Here is a 24,849-nt window from a genome sequence, read left to right on the forward strand (position 1 = left end):
CCATCGATTGATGGGTTTTTTTATGGGTGGTTAGATTTTACATTTTTTCGCTGTTTCATAGATTGCAATGTTGTCTAAATTCGCTTGTGCAACCTCAACAGCTTGTTGTGAGCTTGCCGCCGTTTGTTGACTGTCTTTTCCTGAAAAAGAGGAAGCGATTTGGCTCATTTTAGATGCGGTATTGGATTGGCTCGAAAAAGCACTGAGCGCACTGCCTGCCAAACCGGCAAATTTTGAGATGCCATTGTTGGCTTGTACATTGGCTTGATCCGCACTTTGTTGTGCCGCATTTAAAGTGCGCTCAAAAGATTTTTTTTCAACCGCAAGGTCGGTACAGTCTAATGTTTTTAAGTAACTGGTCGAATACACGCCATTGTTCATATTAGAGGCTTGGTTATAATTGCTGGCATAACCGGCATCTGCTCGAGCGATGGCAGCATTGGCTGCAGCACGGCTTTGATGCATGCGCGCTTCTGCCTGATCCATAATTGCGCCATTTTGTGCCCCCATAATCCCGGTTGCAAGGTCAAGTAAACCTGCCTGTGATGTTGCAGAGAGTGTAAAAACTGCTGTGCTTAAAATAATTTTTTTTAACATTTTTAAGTGGCCTATATTTTTGGTGGTGCATTTTTATGCATATTTATTCTATATTAAAAATAATTAATTTTAAATTATTATAGATATCATCGTGATAATTTGACTTAATGTTTAAATGTGATGTGTTTTGGGATCTATGCATTAAGATGCTGAAAGCAAAAATCTGAATGTATTTAGATGAATAAAATTAAGCATTGATATCGAAAATCGTAAAATAGGGAACATGGCTTTTATGGCTAACATTCACATTGAGTTTTCTCCGATTAAACAGATGATTCAAGTTTCTGATCAGCTCGATCGAGCAACGCAGATTCACATGCGTAAGGATGCAATTCACCAATACCGTAATCAATTGCTGTCGAAGCAACTCAATTGCGCCATCGAACCTAGCATGTTCAGTCAAACCGAGCAGGGCAAACCCTATTTGCAAGACTTCCCAAAATTTCATTTTAACCACAGCCACAGTCAAAAGCATTATGCATTGGCGATGTCACATCAGATGAAAGATTTAGGGATCGATATTGAGGACTTGGACCGACAAGTGCGATTTGAAGCCCTTGCCAAACATGCCTTTCACCCTGATGAATTCAGCATGTGGCAGTCTTTAGAAGAAGATCCACTGTATTGGTTTAAGGTATGGACCACCAAAGAAGCGGTGTTGAAAGCCAATGGTTTAGGCATTCGTATGAATCTAAAAGAACTCAATACTAAGCTACATCCCTTACACAATGGCGGCATGCTTGAACATGAAAGTTTAGGGATATTTGCTTATCAAAATATTCAGTTGGCAAACACCATGCTGACCGTTGCTTGGCGCAGTGAACAGTCTTGCAAAGGCTTTGCTTTACCGCAGATCGAAATTCATCAGCACTAAGGCTCAGCACTAAGATATTATTTGTTATTCAATCTAAGCCATAAAAAAAGCCCATCAGATGATGGGCTTTTCTCATTCAAGTCAAAGCGAATTAATGCGGAATTTCTTCTTCATCAAATTCAGGTTTCACTTGCACAATAAAGTCTTGACGGTTCAAGCCACGCCATAGTGCAAATGCAGTACCGATATAAATCGAAGAATAGGTACCGACAAATACACCAATAAACATCGCAATAGAGAACCAATGCAGACCATCACCCCCCAAGAACATCATTGCCACAACCACCAGCAATAAGGTCATTGAAGTATGAATGGTACGACGTAAAGTTTCGGTTAAAGAAATATCCACCACTTCACGCGGGGTTGCACCACGAATCTTACGGAAGTTCTCACGAATACGATCCGACACCACGATGTTATCGTTGAGTGAGAAGCCGAGCAGTGCCAAGATCGCGGCCAATACGGTTAAGTCAAATGGCCATTGCATCATCGCAAATACACCGACGGTAACCAGTACGTCATGGAATAATGACAGTACCGCACCGAGCGCGAGTTTGAACTCGAAACGAATGGTCACGTAAACCAACATCAACAGCATCGCAAGCGCCACAGCACCGGCAGAGCGAATATACAGCTCATTACCGACTTGACCACCCACGACATCGACCTTATGCACGGTTGCCGTGTTATTCGGCAGTTGCACTGCCGCAGTAATCGCATTGCTCAAGTCGTCCGCTTTCACGTCCTCTTGAACAGGCATACGTACCAACAGGTCTTTATTACTGCCCAGCGTCTGCGCCACAGCATCTTTAAAGCCGGCTTTCTCTAAAGATTGAATCACTTCAGTTTGATTGACTGCCTTACTGTAATTCAATTCTGCTGAAATACCGCCCGTGAAGTCCAAACCGAGGTTCAGTCCTTTGGTGCAAATAAAGAAAATACTCGCCAACGTCAGCAGAATCGAGATGATTGCCGCAGGTTTGGCAATCTTCATAAAGTCGATAATACGCTCGTTATCAGGACGGCCGTATTTTTTTTCTTCTGGCATTTTTGGCTCGTGTTGAGTCATATCAGTCATCATCGATCTCCTATATGCTCAACTTTTTCAAGTTTTTGCGTTTGCCATAGATGATTTGTACGATCGCACGGGTCACTGTAATCGCAGTAAACATCGAGCAGACAATACCGATCATCAGGGTGACCGCAAAGCCTTTGATTGGACCTGTACCAATGGCGAACAGGATAAATGCCACCAAGAATGTGGTTAAGTTCGAGTCGAAAATGGTGTTATAAGCACGATCATAACCCGCCACAATGGCTTGTTTCGGTGACGCACCCCATTTGATTTCTTCTCGTATTCGCTCACAGATCAGTACGTTGGCATCGACCGCCATACCAATGGTAATCACGATACCGGCAATACCCGGCAGGGTGAGGGAAGAACCAATCCAAGACATGACGGTTAAAATCATGGCTAAGTTGAACACCAGTGCAAAGTTAGCAATTAAACCAAAGACACGGAAGAACACCACCATCCAAATCGCAACCAGTAAGAAACCGATTTGCGTTGAAAGTACGCCTTTATCAATGTTGGCTTGGCCCAAGCTTGGACCAATTACACGTTCTTCAACAAAGTACATCGGAGCAGCAAGCGCGCCGGCACGAAGCATGAGCGCAAGCTCAGAGGCTTCTTGTGGTGAATCTAGACCGGTAATACGGAATTGTGAACCCAACACCGCTTGAATGGTTGCGGCATTGATCACCACAGATTCGGTATACGGGGTACGCACTTCAGTTTGTGCACCTGTGGTTGGGTCGGCAACGTAGCTGATTTTTTGTTTATTTTCGATAAACAAAACCGCCATACGTTTACCCACAGCGCCACGAGTGGCATCTGCCATCAGCTTACCACCCGCAGTATCTAAAGTAATATTTACTTCAGCGCCACCACTGTCTTGGCTAAAGCCGCTTGATGCATTTTGAACACGTTCACCGGTTAAAATGCGGTTACGGTTCAAGATTAAATCACGACCACTGTCTAAAGATTCAAAGGCAAAGGCTTCAGTGCCCGGAGGTAATGCACCTTTGGCTTTACCTGACATTGGATCAATATATTGATCATTTAAATCAGACACCAAACGGAATTCAAGGTTCGCTGTACGACCCAAGACACGTTTTGCTTCAGCGGTATCTTGTACACCAGGTAATTCAACCACAATACGGTTGCTACCTTGGCTTTGAACCACAGCTTCCGCCACACCTAACTCGTTAATACGGTTACGTAAAGTCGTTAAGTTTTGGTCAAGCGCATAGCTTTGAATTTCTTGTTGAGTCGCATCGTTATAGGTCAACTTTAACGTTGCGCCAGACTCAGAGGCTAAAGCTTGTTGATTAAATTTATTGCCATCACGACGCAGTTGATCCATCGCAGCAGCACGATCTTCACTGTTGGCAAATTGAATGGTAATCGTGTTGTTATTTAATGACAAACTATTGAATTTAATTTTTTTGTCACGGAAATCACGGCGTAAATCTGCTGCTGAAGTTTCAATACGCTGTGCAATGGCTTTGTCCATATCCACTTCAAGCAAGAAGTGAACACCACCGCGTAAGTCCAGACCCAGTTTCATTGGCTTAGCACCAATTTTTTGCAACCACTCTGGGGTGGTTGGCGCAAGATTCAGTGCCACAACATAGTTGTCACCTAAACCTTGACGCAATGCTTCTTTGGCTTTTAATTGGGCTTCAGAAGTATCAAGACGAAGCAATGCTGCATTTTGAGTGAAACTGCTGTCATGAGAAGCGATATTCTCGCTTTTTAATATTTGCTCTGCTTTTTGAATCACTGACTGATCAATCAGAGTACCTGCTTTTGCGCCAGAGATCTGAACAGCAGGTTCATCAGGATACAAACTTGGCAGGGCATATAATGTACTGACCACTAAAACCACTAGGATCAGCAAATATTTCCATGCTGGGTAACGCATTTGCTTTCTTCTTAAAATGAAAAAGCCGTGCTAGAGCACGACTTATTTTTGATTAAAGGTTATCAAGAGTGCCTTCTGGAAGCACTGAAATAACACTTGCACGTTGAATTTTGACTTCATTACCACGGTTTAACTCAACCACTGCGAAATCGCCTTCTAATTTTTTGATGCGACCCATCAAGCCACCAGCAAACACGATTTCACTGCCTACACCTAAGCTTTCAATTAAACCACGATGTTCTTTGGCACGTTTTGCTTGAGGGCGCCAAATCAGGAAATAGAAGATCGCAACGAATACCGCGATCATCAAAAGGTTTGCCACTAAACTTGGCTGTTGTGACGCTTCACCTGCTGCATGTGCAGTGGAAATAAAAAGGCTCATTACACTTTCCTAACTAAAGTAAATTTTGTTTAATACGTGATAATAAATTGGCTTGTTCTGCAATTTACCTTGTCTTTTTCTTCAGCGCAAATGCTGTTGAATTAATCTTGCGGGCAAGGTGGCACTTCTAAACCACGACGCTTATAGAAATCTTCGACAAAGGCATCAAAAGTACCGTTGTCGAGTGCATCGCGCATCATTTCTGTCAGGCGTAGGTAATAACGTAAGTTATGAATCGTGCCCAACATCGATGCCAACATTTCACCGCATTTTTCTAAATGGAATAAATACGAACGGGTGAAGTTGGTACAGGTGTAACAGTCGCAATGTGGATCAAGCGGACTTTGGTCATGACGGTATTTGGCATTACGAATACGCACTAAACCGTCGGTCACAAAATAATGACCATTACGGGCATTTCGGGTTGGCATCACACAGTCGAACATATCGACACCACGACGTACCGCTTCCACGATATCTTCAGGTTTGCCCACGCCCATTAAGTAACGCGGTTTATCTGCAGGCATTTTTTCAGGCAGATAATCCAAGACTTTGATCATTTCTTCTTTTGGCTCGCCTACAGACAGACCACCAATGGCATAACCGTCAAAGTCGATGTCGAGTAAACCTTTTAAAGACTCTTCACGGAGGTCTTCGTACATCCCGCCTTGGATAATACCAAACAGGGCATTACGGTTTTTCAGCACCTCATGATGTTGTATCTTACAACGCTTCGCCCAACGCAGTGAAAGTTGTAGCGATTTTTGTGCTTCTTCATGGGTTGCAGGATAAGGCGTACATTCGTCAAAAATCATCACGATGTCAGAGTTCAAGGCATGTTGAATGTCCATTGAAATTTCTGGTGATAAAAACACTTTTGAACCATCAATTGGTGAGCGGAAAGTCACCCCATCTTCTTTGATTTTACGCATCGCTCCTAAGCTAAACACTTGGAAACCGCCTGAATCGGTCAAAATGGGTTTGTTCCATTTCATAAAACCGTGTAAACCGCCGTGTTCACGAATCACTTCGATGCCTGGGCGTAGATACAAATGGAAGGTATTGCCTAAAATCACCTGTGATTTAATTTCTTCAATATCACGCGGTAACACACCTTTGACGGTACCGTAAGTACCCACAGGCATAAACATAGGTGTTTGAACAACACCGTGCTCTAGGGTCAATTGACCACGACGGGCGCGACCCGACTGAGCTAATTTTTCAAACTTCATAATAGGTCCAAATCGAGGCGAAAAAACAGTTCGCTGATTGATTGTGGTAAAGCGCTCTATTTTCCTAGATTACAGATGTTTATGCTAGGAAAATTACAATAATCTTAACGACTTGGATGGGGGTGAAAATTTTAAATTCAATTTAAAATTTTATTTTTATTCAATAATTTTTAAAAATTGAATTGTTTCATTCGATTTTGGATTTCCTGCTTGGTCATCACCAAATAACCTTCTTCCATGGCTGCAATATCATTAATTAAATTTTGAATATAGGGGCTGGTTTCTAAAAAATACGGCTCAAGTGACAGCAAGTACGCTTGCTGCGCAATTTGCATATCATCATAAGGTTCAATTTCAAGGCTTTGCCCGAGATCAGTCAGAATGTCTTTATCGACTTGGCTGAGTTTAAATCTGGTTTTGCCTTGAGTAATCACGGTAGATTTTAAATTGGCAATCGCTTCAAACAGATTGGACGAGGGGGGGTTTAAACGCTCTAAAGAGCGAATTGCCACCTGTGGATCATTGGGCAAATGCACCATGAAAGTAATTTTGTCTGCCAACAGGTCATATTTATCTAAAATTATATCTTTCACGTCTTCCATGCCTTGCACATAGAAGTTCAACGCATTTTGATTAAAACGATCTTTAGAATGAACGCTGGTAAAACTTAAACGGGTGTGTTGAAAGTACTCACTCATGCTGCGGCTAAACGAGGAAACCCCTTGATTGGTTTGCGCACGATATTGCCATTTTTCCACATTCCACATGTCCTCTTCGGACAAGTATTGGTATTTATTTTCAACTTCTGTGAGTAGGCTCTTTTTGGTCGATACTGTGGTGTACTGCGCCACCAACAGACCATCTAAAACCAAAGCGAATGCATAAATCCCCTGATCATGATGCTTTTGATATAAAGCATCAAATTCATGCAATAGTGCTGTTTTTAAATCTGCCAAATATTCAGATTGGCTAAATTGAAGATCAAACATTATTTTCTCTGTTTTGATTATTTTATATTTACGTGATTATTTTGGATGATTTCAGTCAGAATGTAAATTGATCAAAGCGTGATCATTTAAAAATTTGGACGATAATCAAAGTTTTGCGTGGTCACATTGTCTGAAAATGGACGGATTGGCTTTTTAGAAAGTGTGACACTATTCACTAAATTGTTTGGAAAGATCTGAATGTTGTTATTAAAGGCTTCAACATTGCGGTTGAAGATGGTGATTGCAGCGCCGACATTCTCATTTTGCTCTTGAATGTCATCCATCATTTTTAAATACAATTGATCGGCTTTTAGTTCAGGGTAGTTCTCCACCACCACATTCAGATTTTTCATCAGGTCTTGGTTGAGCTTTTCAATATGTTGCAATTGACCAATGTCAGCATCTTTTAAATTTAGATTTAAAATTTGCTGACGCAGTTCAGTGACTTTTTCCAAGGTCGATTGTTCAAACTGACTATATTCTTTTAACGTCTGCTCAAGGGTTTCTAAGGTTTTGACTTTTTGACGTTCGAAATTGGCGACTTCAGACCAAGAACGACGTGTGGCATTGAAATAACGCACGATGTTATTTCGAACCATAATTCCCCAAATCAAGATCAACACAAAAATCGCTAAGAAGATGAGAAGTCCCATAAAAAAATACCCAATTGAATTATCGTTATTTATCTTTCAGCAAACATGCTGAATGTTTATGCAATGAAGTTTAGCATGCGTTGTTTGAATTGTTGATAGTCCGGCATGTCTAAAGTGCGCAAATAGCCGCGTAAATCGGAAATATTTTGAATGTCTTTGCGTGGTTTTTTACTTAAGCTACGAAACAGGTTTTGCTCGCCCATATAACACAAGATATGTTCATCAAAGTGAATCACCAAATCACCTTGAGTATCTTTAAAAAAATCACTCAGTTTTAAAGTCAGAGCAGGGCGAATGGTTCGTGCCAATTGTTGTTGATCATAACCGAAAATATTGAGGGTTTGATTGAGTTGAATGTCACTGCTTTGCCACGACTGGGTATAGGGGTAGAAAAAAAGATCACGTCGATTGGACGCTGCAATCCCTAAAGGCTCGACTTGAAACACAAAAGCGCCCCATAAATCTTTTTCAATTTTCTTGATTTTTTGTTGACCGCCATCGGCATGCGGAATCGAAAGCTGCGACACGTAATGATATTTAAACAGCAACACCGGATGGCTTTTCTGATGTTGATCTACCCATGTGGTGGAAGCAAATCGTTCAATTTCGTTGGATTCAGTGCCTTGATTAAAGAGTGGAAAGTTTTGTTTTAATTTTCCTAGCACTAAAACTGAGCTCATCACGCCGGTTAAGTGCGGCGGTAGTTTGTGAAAATCCAACTGATCTTTAAACAGTTTCATTTTCAATTCTAAAGCCTGAATCACCTCTACAATGGGATCATCAGATTCATAACTGATATAGCCGATAAAAAACCATGTGCACGCAATTAATATGCTGAAGAAGATGGGGATAGAGTCGAAAAACAAAACACCCAAAATCAAACTCAATGCACCACACAACATAAATGCATAGCTAAAACGATTGTGAAATTTTAGGCTATTGTTTTTTCCCCAAGGATGTAGACCATCCAAAATCTCTTGAGCCGATTGTGCTTGACGAGACAAATCCCAAAGCCGTGCAACATTCTGCATCACGCGTTTATTGGTTTTTGATCTGAGATGAATCAGCTTGTGAACGGTATCAACTGGCATGGGCGTGACTTATGTATATGATTAAAATCAATGTTCGATTAGCGCCATCACTGGAGCTGTTTAAGCAAAAGCTATTCAGTGTGAATGTTCTGCATGATCAGATCAACCCCGTCAAATACATCAAAAATCCAACACATCAGATCTACCCATCAGTCTTAAAGCTCCGCCAGTAAAGGCTTTAAATTTTGCTGTAAATGCTCAAATTGTGGCATCGATAATTGTTCTAAGTGCAAGACTAGATCTTCTATGCGCTGAATGGGTGTGTGAATCGACTGTTTCTTTAAAATATCTTGATCAAACAGCCAGAGCAAACTTGGAAAATCAGGATGTATATAAAAGTCACCTTGATAGTCTTGCATGGCTTGTTCTAGTTTTAAAATACGGGATGGGCTAAAAAATCGGGCCAATTGCATTTCGTTACGACCACTGAGTTGATAGCGCTGATTAAACTGGATGTCAGGACTGTTCCATGCAATGCCGAGTCGACAATTGCGCTTCTGATGTGCACTGATGCTGATGCCTTGAAAAGACATATGATGCACCAAAATGCCCCACAAATCATGATGCTCATACTTCACTTTCTTCTTGCCATCGGAGTCACGTGTTTCAATTTGATTGATATAGTGATAATTGAACAGCATAAAGGGCTGGATTTTGCCGTCGAATGTCCATGAACCATAGATGCATTGTCTAATCTCGTTATTGTGATTGCCTAAGCGAAATAAGGGAAAATTCAATACAGTCGGGGCATCGGGGAATTCAGTGGGTCGGTCAAACTGCAGTTGATATTGATCTGCCAAAATAAAGGCTTCAAGTCTTTGAATTAAACCTTGATACGCTTTAGGAGATTGCCGTTGAATAAAAGCATAAACAACAAAACTAATACCGAGTAAAGTGAAATAGGGGTGGATTGTGCTCGCACAGATCAATGCAACCACAGCCAAGCAAATACAGATCCAAAAGCTGTAATTTTGAATATAAAAATCCTGCGCATGTGGCCACTGTCTGAGTGTGTTTAAAAGCTGTTTTGGCGTGGGGCGTTGTAATAATAGTTTTTCAATTTCAGCAATATTGTTTAAGGTATTTTGATTGTGCTGAGACAAATATGACAATTTTGATTTGATGCGTTGCAAAAAAGAATGAGAAGTCATAAAAAGGGTCGAATGGAGAAGTTGTTATTGGTCTAGGTGTATATGTTTCAATTCAATGTAGTTTTATTTTAGGCTCAGGTCAAACCATTATCAGAAATACAAAAAAGCGACCACATGAATGCAATGTGGTCGCTTAGAGCGATTAACCAAATTAATTCAAACTTAGCACATGCTTAAGCACGATCAATCAACATCGCATCGCCATAACTAAAGAAGCGATATTGGCTTTCAACGGCATGCTTGTAGGCATTTAAAATGTTGTCACGATTTGATAGTGCTGACACCAGCATCAGTAAAGTCGACTCAGGCAAGTGGAAATTGGTAATTAAACGGTCCACTACTTTAAAGTCATAGCCTGGATAGATAAAGATTTGCGTATCACCGGTCCAGCCTTTCAGTTCACCGCCATTGGCTTGAGCCGCACTTTCGGTGGCACGGGTTGCGGTTGTGCCCACTGCAATCACTTTATTGCCACGCTCTTTAGTGGCTTTGATGAGTGCCATCGATTCATCCGACACTTGGCACCATTCGCTGTGCATAATGTGATTTTCAATGTCATTGGTACGTACAGGCAAGAAAGTGCCTGCGCCAACATGTAGCGTCACAAAGGTTTTTTGAATACCTTTTTCTTCTAACTTTTTCAATAACACATCATCGAAGTGCAATGAGGCAGTCGGTGCAGCCACACTGGCAATCTTGGTTGGATCATTAAATACGGTTTGATAACGTACTGTATCAATGTCTTCTGCTTCACGATTGAAATAAGGGGGAATCGGCAGCTGACCATATTGATCTAACACGTCAAGAATCGGCTGTGAAAACTCAACCACATATAAGTTTTCATGACGACCTGTCACCGTCACTTTAACTTCGTCCGGTCCAATAAACAGTTCAGCACCAGCTTTAGGTGAGTTACTGGCTTTAATATGGCAATGCGCAATACGTTGATCGAACATGCGTTCAACCAAAACTTCAACCGCACCACCACTGGCACGTTTACCTTTAAGGCGCGCTTTCATCACTTTGGTATCATTTAACACCAATAAGTCGCCTTCATTGAATAAATCTAAAATATCAGTGAAGTGTAGGTCTTGATATTGACCATCGGCTTGAAGGTGAAGCAGGCGTGATGCGCTACGTTGTTCCAACGGGTAACGCGCGATCAATTCATCAGGGAGATCAAAATTAAAATCAGAAAGTTGCATAATCGAAGAGGGCTTAAAAGCGGAAAAAACTGGCGCTAGTATAGTCTTTTTTCAATTTATTGGCTGAATTTGAGTGAATATAAAGCAAAAATGCAATGTTTGATTTAAAAGTAAACAATTGAATTAATTGAGCGTTGACAATGTTTTTAAACACGCTATTATACAGGCACAACCTCTCCCGAGGTGGTGAAATTGGTAGACGCGGCGGACTCAAAATCCGCTGTCAGAGATGACGTGTCGGTTCGAGTCCGACCCTCGGGACCACTTAATTTTTTAAGTTAAACCTAGATTAAAAAATTAAGTTGAGTGTTTGAAAGATTCAAAAAACCCCAAACTGATGCAGTTTGGGGTTTTTTTATGGTAGAAGAAAACATTGAAAAATATCAGTATTTTTTGTTTGGTAATATTCAATGCCGAATGAAACAAATCCATACAATATAGAGAAATGCTTATCTTGTTATATTAAATGTTGATAAAACAATAGATTAAGTGCTATTTTTAAGCATAAGCTAAATAAATCATCCAAAATCTTTTAGATTTAATAATAAAAATCATAGGCTTTAGTCTAAATTACAAAAAATAAAATGGAATTTAATGTTCTTTTACATTGTAAGTTTATGTATTAATATTAAACGACTTAGATATCAGTCATTTTCTTTCTATATACGGTATTTGAGTATAAAAATTACATCCATTGTGATTAGACAGTGTTCAGCATTCAGTTGGATTTACGCCAATCTGATAACGTTCTCTAAAACTAGGGTATGGGCATGCGATTAGAATTATTAAAAGTAGAACAAGCAGACCAGCTCAGTGCCTGCAAACTTTCGATATTGCTTGGTGTGATGACGCCAAAGAGTCAGGTGGAAGGCTTTCTGAAATTCGCGCGCGGCATCTTAAAAACTGAAAGTGCCATTCTTAGCTTTCATCATGAACCTTATATTTGGTTGTCTTCACCACAAGGCTTTGGTGCTTTCCATGCCAAGAAAGAAGCCAAATTGTTGCCGTATTTTAAGGGCGCAACCTCACTCGATTCCGCACATGAAAACTATTCTGAATTTTCAAAATACATTCGTAGCCTCGGCATCGACCATGAGCGTGTGATTGGTTTTAATTTAAAAACCTCAGAAGAGCATTCGATTGGTCAAGTTCTGCTGTTTGATGAGTGTAAAGATCCCTATGATCCAGACAGTTTGGAATTGGTGCATGAGTTTGCAATGAGTTTGATTCGCATCATTGAAACACGCTTGGAAAATGAAGAATTAAAAGAACTTTGCGAACAACAATCAGCACTGAATTTTAGTAAAACCAAATTTTTTCAGATTATCGCGCATGATCTGCGCGCACCCTTTCATGGACTACTGGGCTTTTCAGAAGTGCTTGCGGAAGAAAGAGCCAGTTTGGATGATTCAAGTATCCAAAATATTGCAGATTATTTGCATGATACCGCACAGTCCACCTATAACTTATTGGAAAGTCTATTGAATTGGGCAATGGCAGAAGGTGGACGCTTTGTATATCACCCCATTAATTTCCAGCTCAAACAAGCCACCAAAATTGTTTTTGATGTATTAAATACTTTAGCTGTCAAAAAAAATATTCAATTGATTGAAAATGTCCCGGAAGATCTTCGAGTCTTCGCTGACATTAATATGATTACCTCAGTCATTCAGAATTTGGTCTCCAATGCGCTGAAATTCACCCATGTAGATGGCACGGGTAAAGTCTATATTGAAGCTTGTCAGGTTGAACAAAGTATCGAAATCTCGATTCGAGATACTGGGTTAGGCATGACCGAACAACAAATTGAAGGCTTATTTCAGCCAGACATTAAAGTCACGTTGAAAGGCACTTCAGGCGAAAAAGGGGCGGGTTTAGGGTTAGTGCTGTGTAAACGCTTTGTGGATTTGAACCATGGGCAGATCAGTGTTGAGTCTAAACAAGGTCAGGGCACTATATTTAAAGTTCGTCTGCCCTTGGCGGGAAGTACCCATCAAAGCTTAAATACAAGCTATAAAAATGATGATCCATCCAGTTCAGATCAATTGGAAAAAATGCATTAAAAATTAATTTAAATTTTCCAAAAAACAATCTTGAACTGTTATAAATGTCTTTGAATATAAAGTTGAAGGCATGTTTGAATGAACGCTGAACAATTGCAAAAAACCTTAAGAGCCAGCCAATACGCAGAACAAGTTCTAGGCTTGCATCAAATTTTACTCGAACAAGATTATGCAATTGATCAATTTCAAACTTCATTGGCAACCACGCAGATTCAGCAACTCGTTCAAACAGAATTACAAGACGTTCAAGATGAAAATCAATGGATGCGAACGCTCCGGATTCTACGTGCACGTCTAATGTTTCGTTGGATTTGGCAAGATGCGAATGTCCTGACCGATGTAGTCACATTGACCCGTGAACTGTCAGATTTTGCTGATGCCAGTATCAATGCAGCCAAAGATTTTGCACGTGTTGCTTTACTTGCCAAACATGGTGAGCCCATCAGCTATAGCGGTCAGGTGCAAGATTTGATTGTGGTGGCGATGGGTAAACTCGGCGCACAAGAACTGAACCTGTCTAGTGATATTGACCTGATCTTTGCCTTTGACGAACAAGGTGAAACCAATGGTCGTAAGTGTATTGATGTGCAGCAATTCTGTATCGCGTGGGGGCAAAAGATCATTTATTTGCTCGAACACATGACCGCAGAAGGTTTTGTGTTCCGTGTTGATATGCGCTTGCGTCCTTGGGGAGATGGTTCAGCACTTGCGATTAGTCATGCGGCATTGGAAAAATATTTGAGTCAGCATGGGCGCGAGTGGGAGCGTTATGCATGGATCAAAGCCCGCATTGTGTCAGGGGGTAAATCCGGTGATGATCTGCTCGACATGACCCGTCCTTTCGTGTTCCGTAAATATGTCGATTACACCGCTTTTGCTGCCATGCGTGAAATGAAAGCGATGATCGAGCGCGAAGTGGCACGCCGTAATATCGAAGATGATATCAAGCTTGGCGCGGGGGGGATTCGGGAAGTTGAATTTATTGTTCAGGTATTCCAACTGATCTATGGTGGATCAAAGCTTGAGTTGCAAGATCGTCAATGCCTAGTCAGCTTAAAGCATTTAGGTGAAGTGGGATTGCTCGATGATCAAGCTGTCATCGATTTAGAAGATGCCTATTTATTCTTGCGCCGTGTTGAGCATGCGATTCAGGCTTTAAATGATCAACAGACTCAATCTTTACCAAGTGAGTCTGAACCTCGTCAACGGATGATTGACACTTTAGGCTTTGCATCTTGGGATGATTTTCTGGTTTTTCTGAATGCGAAACGGGAAAAAGTCATTTATCAATTTGAACATTTGATCAAAGAAAAAGGCTTAGAGTCTCCAAATCAAAGTTTTAGTCAGCTTGAGCAGCAGTTGGATGAGATTTTAGATGAGCATGCTAAAAATTTAGTGCATGAGTTTTGGTATGGGCATGCGATTAAGAAACTGCCTGCCAAAGCAGTACAACGTCTCAAAGAATTTTGGCCGCATCTGATTCAAACCATATTAGAGTCTAATAAACCACAAACGGCATTAGTGCGACTGATGCCGTTGGTTGAGTCGGTGATGCGCCGTACCGTATATCTGGTGATGCTGATTGAGAGCAAAGGGGCATTACAGCGTCTGGTAAAAATGGCGACTGTCAGTCCTTGGATCTGTGAGGAGCTGACGCATTATCCTGTTTTGCTCGATGAATTCTTGTCGATGGATTTTGAGTTGCCGAAACGCCAAGATTTGGAAGATTCGCTGCGTCAACAATTACTCCGCATTGAAATTGATCAAGTCGAAGATCAAATGCGAGTCTTAAGATTATTTAAAAAATCCAATGTATTGACGGTAGCGGCCAGTGATGTATTGGCAGAAAGCCCATTGATGCGCGTGTCGGATGCGCTCACCGATATTGCTGAAGTGTCTGTCATGGCGAGCTTGAATTTAGCCTATCAAATTACGGCAAAAAAACATGGTTATCCGCTCGATGCAGAAGGTCAACGTTGTTCATTGGATCATACCGCTTTTGCAGTGATTGGTTATGGCAAAGTAGGGGGAATCGAACTTGGTTATGGTTCAGATTTGGATTTGGTGTTCATTCATTATATGGATGAACAAGCTGACACCGATGGCTTAAAACCCATCAGCGGCTTTGAATTTGCCATGCGAGTTGCACAAAAACTGATGTCACTCATGACCACGCAAACCTTGGATGGACGTGTCTATGAAATTGATACACGACTACGTCCATCAGGTGAAGCAGGGTTGCTCGTGACCAGCCTAAAAGCCTTTGAACAATACCAATTGAAGAATGCATGGTTGTGGGAACATCAAGCGATTGTGCGTGCCCGTTCAATTGCGGGTGAAAGCTCATTACGTGAAAAGTTTGAACAACTTCGTAGACTTATTTTGACTTTGCCACGTGATGAAAATTATGTTCGTGAAGAAGTGCTTAAAATGCGTCAAAAGATGAAAGACCATTTAGGTTCGTCAAAAGAGCAGAAAAAAGATGGAATTTTTCATTTAAAACAGGATGCAGGTGGTATCGTTGATATCGAATTTATGGCACAGTATGCTGTATTAGCCTGGAGTGGGACGAATCCTGATCTCGCCCATTATTCCGACAATGTACGAATCTTAGAAGATGCTGCCAAAGCACATTGTTTATCCAGCGATGATGCTTCAGCCTTGATTCATGCCTATTTGAGTGAACGTGCTGAGAGCCACCGATTAGCGCTTGCAAACCATAATATGCAAGTCAGCGCTGCGGAGTGGTTCGATACCCGAGAGGTCGTTTGTAAATTGTGGCAAAGATTAATTGATCCAACTGCGGTGTTCGCAGTGGATAGTGAATAATTAAGTATACATTTGGAGTTAAAGTCATGAATTTGGCTGATCGTGATGGTTTTATTTGGCAAGATGGACAATTGGTTGATTGGCGTGAAGCGAAAACTCACGTCCTCACTCATACATTACATTACAGTATGGGTGTTTTTGAGGGTGTCCGTGCTTATGAAACCCCAAATGGTACAGCGATCTTCCGTTTAAAAGAGCATACCAAGCGCTTACTTAACTCTGCAAAAATTTATCAAATGAAAGTTCCATTTGATCACGCGGCATTAGAACAAGCACAAATTGATGTGGTACGTGAAAACAAACTCGCATCTTGCTATTTACGTCCAATTATTTTTATTGGTTCAGAAAAACTCGGGATTGCAGCAACAGACAATACCATTCATGCAGTGGTTGCAGCATGGAGTTGGGGTGCTTATTTAGGTGAAGAAGCGATGGCGAAGGGTATTCGCGTTAAAACATCATCATTCACCCATCACCATCCAAACGTGACCATGTGTAAAGCAAAAGCGTCAGGTAACTATACCTTGTCGATTCTTGCACACCAAGAAGTGGCACATTCAGGGTATGACGAAGCAATGCTTCTCGATCCACAAGGTTATGTATGCCAAGGTTCTGGCGAAAATGTATTCTTGGTACGTGATGGCGTGATTCATACGCCGGATATCGCAGGTGGTGCGCTGGATGGTATTACTCGTCAAACGATCATTACTATTGCTAAAGACTTGGGTTATGACGTGGTTGAACGCCGTATTACCCGTGATGAGTTCTATATCGCAGATGAAGCATTCTTTACCGGTACAGCCGCTGAAGTGACGCCAATCCGTGAATACGATGATCGTCAAATTGGTGAAGGGGTACGTGGTCCAATCACGACTCAAATCCAAAAAGCATACTTCGATGCTGTTCAAGGCAAAGATCCAAAATATGCACATTGGTTGACTTACGTTAAGTGATTTAATTTTGTGTAAAAAACCTCTCTATTGAGAGGTTTTTTTTATTTTATTTGCGCCATGTTTGAAAAGTTATGTCATCATATTAGCTAATCTTAAATTCAATCGAGAGTATGGGCATATACCATGAGTAATATTGTTATATGTATGAAATGGGGAACCAAATATGGTTCTGAGTATGTCAATCGTTTATATAACATGGTGAAGCGACATACGACGGTTGATTTTCAGATGGTGTGTTTAACGGATCGAACTGAAGGCATTGATCCAAATGTTCAGTGTTTTCCAATCCCTTCTTTGGCATTGCCAAAAGGCGCCCCTGAGCGTGGCTGGAATAAACTCTCAACTTTTGAGCCTGATTTATATGGTCTAAAGGGCAATGCGCTTTTCTTAGATCTCGATGTGGTGATTGTTGATAATATCGATGGTTTCTTTACCCATCCTGGTGAGTTTCTGATTATTCACGACTGGAAACGTCCATGGCGTGTCACCGGAAATAGTTCAGTGTATCGTTTTCAACTGGGAAGTTTTTCAGGAATTTTGCCTTATTTTCGAGAAAATTTTGACGAGATTCGTAAAAAGTTTCGCAATGAACAAGAATACCTATCTTGGTATGTCGATAAAGAGAAGAAATTAACGTATTGGCCTGAAGCATGGTGTAAAAGCTATAAATATCATTGTTTACAGAAAATTCCATTTGCTTATGTTAAACCTCCAGTTAAACCTGAAGGCGCGAAAATTATTATTTTCCATGGTGAAATTAATCCACCTGATGCAGTAAATGGTGGTGGTGGGAAATGGTATCGTTATGTGTTGCCATCAAAATGGATTAAGGATGCTTGGCAATAATGCCGGCACGTTTTATAGCTAAATAGATTTGATGATATATGGGAAAAATTGATTTTGTCATTGCATGGGTGGATGGTAGTGATCCTAAGCTGAGGGATAAAAGAAAGAAATTTCAATCAGATAATGTTGTAAAAGGATCTTTCGAAGAGACTCGATTTGCAAGTAATGATGAAATTTATTTGGCAATTGCATCTATATTAAAATATGCACCATATGTAGGCACAATCTATATTGTTACTGATGATCAAAGGCCAGTCTATCTTGATGAATTTTATGATCAAGGATTGTGTGAGCACAATCAAATTCAAGTGATTGATCATAAAACTATCTTTAAAGGTTATGAGCATTATTTACCAACATTTAATTCATTAACGATTGAAACAATGCTATGGAATATTCCAAATCTTTCAGAAAATTTTATTTACTTAAATGATGATTTTTTCTTAAACAGCGCATCTGAAGTAACTGATTTTTTAATAGATCAACAAACTAAAATTTATGGTCATTGGGTAAGTAATAAATTCGTTCAATTAAAATTTAATTGGCGTAAAGGATTGAATAAGTATTTTGGCAAACCTTTACAGCCCAAATATACAATTGCACAAATGTTAAGTGCTGTATTATCCGGTTTTGATCACTATTATGAGATTCATCATCGTCCGCATTTACTTGATAAAATGATATTGAAAACATATTTTCAAGAGAATCCAAAAGTTTTAACAGAGCAAATTAGTTATCGTTTTAGAAGCGCATTTCAGTTTTTGCCAGTGGGTTTAAATAACCATTTAAAAATAAAAGAAAAAAAAGCAATTTTGTATAAAGATATTGAAATTGCATATTTGAAAAATGAATCTTCTATTGCTGAATTTTTATTGAATATAGAGAATTCTTCAATAAAATTTGGTTGTATTCAAAGTTTGGATCAGCTTAATTGTTACCAACAAGATCAAATTCTTTCTGCACTTAAACTTAAGTTCAAAGGTTATTTACCTCAATCTGTATCTTGCTAAGAGTCGTTAATGAAAGTCATAACATATTTAATTAACTTAGATGGAAGCCATGATCGTTTAGCTGAAGCGACTCAGCAGCTTAGAGATATCAACTGGTCTTTTGAACGTTTCTCTGCTTATGATGGTCGAGGTAAGGATCTCACTCATTTCCACCAGTATAATGATGTAAAAGCACGACAATTTTTAGGTCGAAGTTTATTGAATGCGGAATTAGGCTGTTATCTCAGTCATTATGGTTGTGCTGAAAAATTTCTACAAACCGATGCGGATTATTTGGTTGTTTTAGAAGATGACATGAAAATCGCAGATAACTTTAAAACGGAATTGGAATACGTTTTAAATTATTTGGATCAGCATCAAGACTTAGATTGGTATTTAATTAATATTGCTGCCAAAAAGAAAAAATTTTCACGTGATATTGTGCAGCATAATGGTTTAAGCTTATGGCATGCTTTTTATTTTCCTATCCGTGGTTTAGGACTAATTTGGTCACGTCAGGGTGCACAAGCTTTTGTTGAAGCAGGTCGAACCATCAGTGTACCAGTTGATATTTTTTTCCAAAATTGGCTGAGCCAAAATGGTAAAGGCTTAGGCGTGTGGCCTGCATTGGTTAAACCTGCAGGACTTGATAGTGATATCTTAGGCACTGTAGCGACTCAAGGGATTGCACGGAAAGCAAAGGAAAATCGTGATGCGAGTTACGATTTTAAGAAGCAAAAACGCATGTGGAAAGATCGTTTTTCTGCTTTGAAATTTAAATATTTTTCAAGTTAATTATATAATTTATAATACTGCTCTTAATTTAAATTTTGGTGAAGTAATGATTTTAAAGAAAGCGAGCTCTCGAAATTCGATTTCAATTGTCGATGGGGGTTCCAAGGAAATTATAAAATCAAACCATAGTATAGTACCGTGCTATTGGTGGGATACTTCATTGAATTTTGGAGATTGGATAGGACCTTGGATAATTTCTCTAAAATTTGGAAAAAATGCCATTAATACAAAAAACATTAAATCTGTATCAAATACGATATTTTCAGTAGGTTCGATCATACATCATTTACCCAATGAATCGGGTCAAATTACAGTTTGGGGGTCAGGATTAATAAAACCGATTAGCTGGCGGAAGCGTTGGTCACTTAAAAAGAAAATGAAAGATGTTGAATTTATTGCTGTAAGAGGTCGTTTAACATATCAAGAAATAACGTCTAAACTTAAAACTAAAGTGCCTGAAGTTTTTGGTGATCCTGCTTTGTTATTACCAAAGTACTATCAACCTACTAAAAAGCAAGCAACAAAAATAGTGTTATGCCCTCATTATTCTCATTATGATGAATTAAAAAATAAATTTTTAGACTATGAAGATATTAATGTTATCGATTTAAAAAGAGATCCTCGAAAAGTTATTGATGATATAACGAATGCTGAAATATGTATTTCAAGTTCCCTGCATGGGTTGATCATTGCTCAAACCTATGGCATTCCTTGGATTTGGTTAAGATTTAAGGATAATAGATTATCAGGTGATAGTTTTAAATTTCATGATTTTTATTCTACTTTGAAGAATTGTAGCCATGATCATGTGAGCGAGCATTCCATTAAGGCTATCAACTATGATGATATATTGGCCGCGGCTAATAGTGTTAAATTATTTGAGTTATCCATTGATTTACAGTTGTTAGATAGTGCCTTGAAGGAAATTTAGTATCATTGATTTTGAAGTAATGTGTTAAGCAAGATTTTTTTAATCTTGCTTCATGTAACATAATATATACAAATAAAGATTAAATAATATACAATATGTAAAAGTGAAGTAATAGAATAAAAATAATTTTTGACTAAATTATTTCATATGAAAATTTTAAAAAAAATATTTTATCAAATAAAATACTCCTTTATGTATCGTAATAAGATTCGAGCAAAAAATTTAAATATTGATAACTATGCCAATGTATTGGTGCTAAATCCAGTCCAACATCTAGCACAAATTCCAAAGAAAATTTGGATGTATTGGGAAGGTGAAATTCCTGTTTTTGTTCAAGATTGTATAGAAAATATTCGCTTACGTAATCCAGACTATCAGGTCTATGTACTTTCACCAGAAAATGTACATGAATATACCACCATTGACTTTAGTCAACTCGACATTGCCATGCCACAACATAAAGCAGATTTAATTCGCTTTAATTTATTGTATTTGCATGGCGGTATTTGGTTGGATGCAAGTATTATCGTATATGAAAAGTTGGACTGGGTTCATCAATTAATTGAGAAAAATCAGACTGAAATTTTCGCCTATTATCGTAAGAAAAATACCACTCAACAATGCTCGCCTGTTATTGAAAACTGGCTTCTCGCTAGTCAACCTCAAAACATTTTTTTTAAAGCATGGTTTGATGAGTTGCTGAATGCAATGAAAATTGGTCCTAAACAATATGTCAAAAATATTCGTGAGGCGATGAAAGACTGTGATCAGGTGTTTCAACGGATTAGTAATCCCGAATATTTAATTTCATATGTCGTTTGTCAAATCATTATGAAGCAATATCAGCCGAGTATTACCTTAATTGACTGTGATCAAAATGCCTTTTTTTATCAAGTGAAAAATCGTTGGGTAAAAGAAAAAACATTGATTGATATGGCATTGAATCATCAACATGGTGAATATCCAAAGCTGATTAAATTCGCAGGCAAAGAGCGAAATCATGTCGCCAAGTACTATGAAAGAGGAATGTATTTCGAAGATTCACTGCTTGATTTCAAAAAAAACCTGATGACTTAATGAGATCAAGCCATGTCCTACTCAACCCCATGAGTGATACTGACTTTAGGAAAGTGCGGAATAATACTGATATGAGATAAGTTATAGACCTTTTTATTTTTTTGATTGAATACCCGTGCAGCGCAAGCAAATGCTTTCAGAATATCATCTAAGTGATGATGAATGAGCGTAGGTTGCTTGTGTTGCTCTGATTCATAAAAGCGTGCTTGGTTTAAATCTGTGAGATCAATGCCAATCAAGAAAATTTCTTCATAACCTAATCCGTAGATAATTTGAAAAGCGGTATAGGCAACCGTGTAGTAGTCAAATATGGCATCTTGAAAATTAAGTGAAAAGCCAAAATTTTCATGAAAAAAATAATGTTCCTGATGTTCATGACCTGTAATAGTATCGCCCATAAATTTTTCATTTTTACCAGCGCTGATAATTTCAATAACTTTAAAGTCACAACGAATATCTGCCAAATGCATTTTCTTTAAAATTTCGTCGAGACATCGTGCAGTTGTAAAAAATATACATTTCATCTGCAAAACTTTTGTTACGAGATCAAATCGATTCCGAATAAAATCATGATCAATAATCACATAGTACTTAAACTGAATGTTGGGCAGTGTAATGGCACCATTGACCCCCATATAATCAATATCAGAACGTTGGTAATGTTTTGCATCTAAGTGCTGGGTCGAGGGACCTGTCGCAACCAACATACATTTTCGATTTTGAATGAGGGGTGTCCGTTCATGATCAACAATGAGCTGATTTCTAAAAAAAACCTGCTTAATATGACCAGATTCATTTCGAGTCACCTGATAAAAAGGCCAATATCTACGGTTATGTTTATAACTTTTTGGATATAGAAACTTATAGGTATATTTCGCTAAATTTCGAATAATATAATTAAATATTAGCCCACTCATAAGCGTTTATCTCATTTATTTTTTAATTACTTTTTATAAATTTGTATGGTGTTTTCTAAGTGCTTAATCGTCTAAATGAAAAGTTTTATTTTCAGGTTTAAATTTTTGTATTAACTGTTTAAACCATGAAGCCTGATGTGTATCACGTGTGACCTGATTGCCTTTATACTTTTTCTGTGAGGCCTTATAGAATGTACCGTAAGGCTCAATCATATAGTCTTCTAGTTTAAAACCAGCATCTAAGGCTTCTTGATAATATTGATCGAACAGTTGCGCTAAATCTTGGCGAGGATGCTCTAAAATTTCTCCATCGAACCAATGCTGGGTATCATTTTTTGCTAATCGTGGAATTGAGTATTTATGGCTAAACTGGGTGCCCATATCTGAATAATGAAGGATTTTAATCTCTGATATATCTAGATCTTCTCCATCAATACAATTGTAATGATCTTGATAAGGTTGAACGAGCTCCGGATGTGCTTTAATTTTTTTCATTAAATTTTGATGGGCATCAGGATCGTTTTTTAAACGATCAATATCGGGTAGTACAGCTTTTGCTTTCGCACAGTCCCAAACGCAAGTACAAAGTCGAGCAGTACTTTTGCCGCCCTTTGCTGCTACAACGGCATTACCTTCGATCGGATGTCGCCATAAAGTATTGAGATCTGAGAGTACGATCACATCTGTGTCCATATAAATGGCACGACCTTTATAACCACAATATGCAGGAATCGCCCAACGGAATCCAGAGAAAGGTGTTGCCCATTTTTCGGTTCTCCAACCTGATTTTGATTCAGCATCTGCAAACCAAAAGCTTGATGAATCATGTGAAAGTTGCATCCAAATAATGTCTACAGGGGATGAACTATGTTTTTGAATGCTATAGTCCAGCACCATCATTTGTTCGAGATCACAATTGTTGGGGTCGCAACCCACAAAAACTTTGATGTTATGCAAGCTCATAATTCGGCCTTTGAATTTTAATAGTTTTTTAATTGGAATTTTATATTGAATGGAATTTGAACGAGTTCAACTTTTCCTTTCAATACTATTTTTAATCTGGCAATACAATTTTTTGATATGGAGCAATATCCAATATATTCTTTAACCAGTTATGGAAGCAATACTTTTCGACTATATTTTGGTCTATTTGGGTATAGGGACGTGCTAAAAAATCCTTTAACTGGGGGAGATTGTTGGTTTCCCAAATGAAGATGTTATCGGGATGATAAAAGTCATAATTTTTAATATTAGCATTACTGGTGATTAATTTTTTTTGATAATAGAGTGCTTCAAATGTACGAAATGATAAGCCTTGATGAATCGGATTGAGTATATCGACGAGAATGCTAGCCTGATAGATATGTTCAATATTTTTAGAAAAATCTATATTTTTTTTAATGATTTTAATTTGAGCATCATCATATTTTTTTCGACTCGTTTCTATGTTTTTTAAAATTCGAATATTAAAATCCAATTGAATGCCAAGTTTAGACAATATATCTGCACACTGAGTTAAAGTTTCGACACGTTCGTCAAAATGTAATCCTACGAAATATGCCCTTTGACCCTTATGGTGCGTTGATGTAGGTTGATGCATATCAAAAGAAAAGTTAGTGATGCCTATCAAATTCAATGTATCGAATTTCGGATTGTTAAGATCACTATGGTCAAACACAAAAAAACGGTCAAATAGTCCAATTCGAGCAACTGTATCAGGAAATCTGTCTAATCCATTCCATTGATAGCCCACATAGTTATGCTCTGATTTTTGACGAAGTTGTTGCAATCTATCCTGTGAGAATAAATCAGGGCGAATTACCAAAATATGATCGTGATCAGTCAATAAGGGTATCTGATCAATCATTTTACTAATGTAATCTTCCTTGAGCCAAGTTTTTTTGAGTTCTTTGTAATCAGAATTTTTGAATAATGCCTTTCGAATGAAGTGAATGCATTTATCTATGAAACTGAGACGCATTTTTTTGAGATGTTCAGGAGAGGCATCAATAAAAGTTACGCTGTATCCATGAAATTTTAAATTTTCAATCATCGGAGAACAAAAATTACTATGACTGGGCATTGCTAAAACAATATGTTTTTTCAAATTTATTATTCATATCATTAATTAATGCTTGATATTATTATTAATTTTATTTAAACAAACATTTGATATCTTGAAATATTTTGTAGGGTAATATTATTTAATATTTAAATTTGTAATTTTTAGATTATCTGGTTTATTTCCCATGCCATTAATGATGAAAGGCATGGGGATTACTACAAAA

General features: G+C 38.6%; 22 protein-coding genes and 1 tRNA gene. 10 read left to right on the forward strand and 13 right to left on the reverse strand.

Annotation, left to right across the window (positions count from 1 at the left end; genetic code table 11):
• Nucleotides 1-30: 30 nt before the first annotated feature.
• Nucleotides 31-597 carry a hypothetical protein gene (locus tag G8D99_RS02525; protein ID WP_166322291.1) on the reverse strand — a complete coding sequence of 189 codons (567 nt, stop codon included), beginning with the start codon at nt 595-597 and terminating at the stop codon, nt 31-33.
• 232 nt (nt 598-829) lie between these two features.
• On the opposite strand from G8D99_RS02525, the gene G8D99_RS02530 reads away from it, so the two are divergent.
• Nucleotides 830-1,471 carry a 4'-phosphopantetheinyl transferase family protein gene (locus tag G8D99_RS02530; protein WP_406741506.1) on the forward strand — a complete coding sequence of 214 codons (642 nt, stop codon included), beginning with the start codon at nt 830-832 and terminating at the stop codon, nt 1,469-1,471.
• Between the two features lie 91 nt (nt 1,472-1,562).
• Here G8D99_RS02530 and secF read toward each other — a convergent pair whose 3' ends face one another.
• The 9 genes from secF to queA form a co-directional block, all read right to left on the reverse strand.
• A complete protein-coding gene (gene secF, locus G8D99_RS02535; protein WP_166322295.1) occupies nt 1,563-2,552 on the reverse strand; it encodes a protein translocase subunit SecF in 990 nt (329 codons plus the stop codon).
• Nucleotides 2,553-2,559: 7 nt separating this feature from the next.
• Nucleotides 2,560-4,458 carry a protein translocase subunit SecD gene (gene secD / locus G8D99_RS02540; RefSeq protein WP_166322297.1) on the reverse strand — a complete coding sequence of 633 codons (1,899 nt, stop codon included), beginning with the start codon at nt 4,456-4,458 and terminating at the stop codon, nt 2,560-2,562.
• 52 nt (nt 4,459-4,510) lie between these two features.
• The gene (gene yajC / locus G8D99_RS02545) at nt 4,511-4,840 is read right to left on the reverse strand and encodes a preprotein translocase subunit YajC (RefSeq protein WP_166322335.1); all 330 of its coding nucleotides are present in this window, start codon (nt 4,838-4,840) and stop codon (nt 4,511-4,513) included.
• 101 nt (nt 4,841-4,941) lie between these two features.
• Entirely contained in the window at nt 4,942-6,072 is a 1,131-nt protein-coding gene (gene tgt / locus G8D99_RS02550; protein WP_166322337.1) for a tRNA guanosine(34) transglycosylase Tgt, read from the reverse strand.
• Between the two features lie 170 nt (nt 6,073-6,242).
• The gene (locus tag G8D99_RS02555; protein ID WP_166322339.1) at nt 6,243-7,061 is read right to left on the reverse strand and encodes a DUF4303 domain-containing protein; all 819 of its coding nucleotides are present in this window, start codon (nt 7,059-7,061) and stop codon (nt 6,243-6,245) included.
• Nucleotides 7,062-7,147: 86 nt separating this feature from the next.
• Entirely contained in the window at nt 7,148-7,714 is a 567-nt protein-coding gene (locus G8D99_RS02560; protein ID WP_166322341.1) for a LemA family protein, read from the reverse strand.
• 56 nt (nt 7,715-7,770) lie between these two features.
• On the reverse strand, nt 7,771-8,805 hold the full coding sequence (locus G8D99_RS02565) for a DUF2157 domain-containing protein (RefSeq protein WP_166322343.1): 1,035 nt from the start codon (nt 8,803-8,805) through the stop codon (nt 7,771-7,773).
• Between the two features lie 155 nt (nt 8,806-8,960).
• A complete protein-coding gene (locus G8D99_RS02570; protein ID WP_166322345.1) occupies nt 8,961-9,956 on the reverse strand; it encodes a hypothetical protein in 996 nt (331 codons plus the stop codon).
• Between the two features lie 173 nt (nt 9,957-10,129).
• The gene (gene queA, locus G8D99_RS02575; protein WP_166322347.1) at nt 10,130-11,161 is read right to left on the reverse strand and encodes a tRNA preQ1(34) S-adenosylmethionine ribosyltransferase-isomerase QueA; all 1,032 of its coding nucleotides are present in this window, start codon (nt 11,159-11,161) and stop codon (nt 10,130-10,132) included.
• A gap of 177 nt (nt 11,162-11,338) precedes the next feature.
• On the opposite strand from queA, the gene G8D99_RS02580 reads away from it, so the two are divergent.
• From G8D99_RS02580 to G8D99_RS02620, 9 genes are all read left to right on the forward strand, one after another.
• Nucleotides 11,339-11,425 (forward strand) — tRNA-Leu (locus tag G8D99_RS02580).
• 506 nt (nt 11,426-11,931) lie between these two features.
• Nucleotides 11,932-13,224 carry a sensor histidine kinase gene (locus G8D99_RS02585; protein WP_166322349.1) on the forward strand — a complete coding sequence of 431 codons (1,293 nt, stop codon included), beginning with the start codon at nt 11,932-11,934 and terminating at the stop codon, nt 13,222-13,224.
• Nucleotides 13,225-13,302: 78 nt separating this feature from the next.
• A complete protein-coding gene (gene glnE / locus G8D99_RS02590) occupies nt 13,303-16,053 on the forward strand; it encodes a bifunctional [glutamate--ammonia ligase]-adenylyl-L-tyrosine phosphorylase/[glutamate--ammonia-ligase] adenylyltransferase (protein ID WP_166322351.1) in 2,751 nt (916 codons plus the stop codon).
• A gap of 26 nt (nt 16,054-16,079) precedes the next feature.
• Complete coding sequence (locus G8D99_RS02595) at nt 16,080-17,006, forward strand: branched-chain amino acid transaminase (RefSeq protein ID WP_166322353.1); 927 nt, start codon at nt 16,080-16,082, stop codon at nt 17,004-17,006.
• A gap of 123 nt (nt 17,007-17,129) precedes the next feature.
• Nucleotides 17,130-17,852 carry a glycosyltransferase gene (locus G8D99_RS02600; protein WP_166322355.1) on the forward strand — a complete coding sequence of 241 codons (723 nt, stop codon included), beginning with the start codon at nt 17,130-17,132 and terminating at the stop codon, nt 17,850-17,852.
• A 38-nt stretch (nt 17,853-17,890) separates the two neighbouring features.
• Complete coding sequence (locus G8D99_RS02605) at nt 17,891-18,862, forward strand: Stealth CR1 domain-containing protein (protein WP_166322357.1); 972 nt, start codon at nt 17,891-17,893, stop codon at nt 18,860-18,862.
• Nucleotides 18,863-18,871: 9 nt separating this feature from the next.
• On the forward strand, nt 18,872-19,636 hold the full coding sequence (locus G8D99_RS02610; protein WP_166322359.1) for a glycosyltransferase family 25 protein: 765 nt from the start codon (nt 18,872-18,874) through the stop codon (nt 19,634-19,636).
• A gap of 46 nt (nt 19,637-19,682) precedes the next feature.
• Complete coding sequence (locus G8D99_RS02615; RefSeq protein ID WP_166322361.1) at nt 19,683-20,567, forward strand: polysaccharide pyruvyl transferase family protein; 885 nt, start codon at nt 19,683-19,685, stop codon at nt 20,565-20,567.
• 147 nt (nt 20,568-20,714) lie between these two features.
• Nucleotides 20,715-21,644 (forward strand): glycosyltransferase family 32 protein, encoded by a 930-nt coding sequence (locus G8D99_RS02620; protein WP_166322363.1) that lies wholly within the window; start codon nt 20,715-20,717, stop codon nt 21,642-21,644.
• 17 nt (nt 21,645-21,661) lie between these two features.
• Here G8D99_RS02620 and G8D99_RS02625 read toward each other — a convergent pair whose 3' ends face one another.
• The 3 genes from G8D99_RS02625 to G8D99_RS02635 form a co-directional block, all read right to left on the reverse strand.
• Complete coding sequence (locus G8D99_RS02625; protein ID WP_227554342.1) at nt 21,662-22,351, reverse strand: lipopolysaccharide biosynthesis protein; 690 nt, start codon at nt 22,349-22,351, stop codon at nt 21,662-21,664.
• Nucleotides 22,352-22,624: 273 nt separating this feature from the next.
• Nucleotides 22,625-23,524 (reverse strand): glycosyltransferase, encoded by a 900-nt coding sequence (locus tag G8D99_RS02630; protein WP_166322367.1) that lies wholly within the window; start codon nt 23,522-23,524, stop codon nt 22,625-22,627.
• Between the two features lie 91 nt (nt 23,525-23,615).
• Nucleotides 23,616-24,668, reverse strand: a complete 1,053-nt coding sequence (locus G8D99_RS02635; RefSeq protein ID WP_227554343.1) for a hypothetical protein — start codon at nt 24,666-24,668, stop codon at nt 23,616-23,618.
• Between the last annotated feature and the right edge of the window lie 181 nt (nt 24,669-24,849).

The organism is Acinetobacter lanii (assembly GCF_011578285.1).
GTDB classification, from domain to species: domain Bacteria; phylum Pseudomonadota; class Gammaproteobacteria; order Pseudomonadales; family Moraxellaceae; genus Acinetobacter; species Acinetobacter lanii.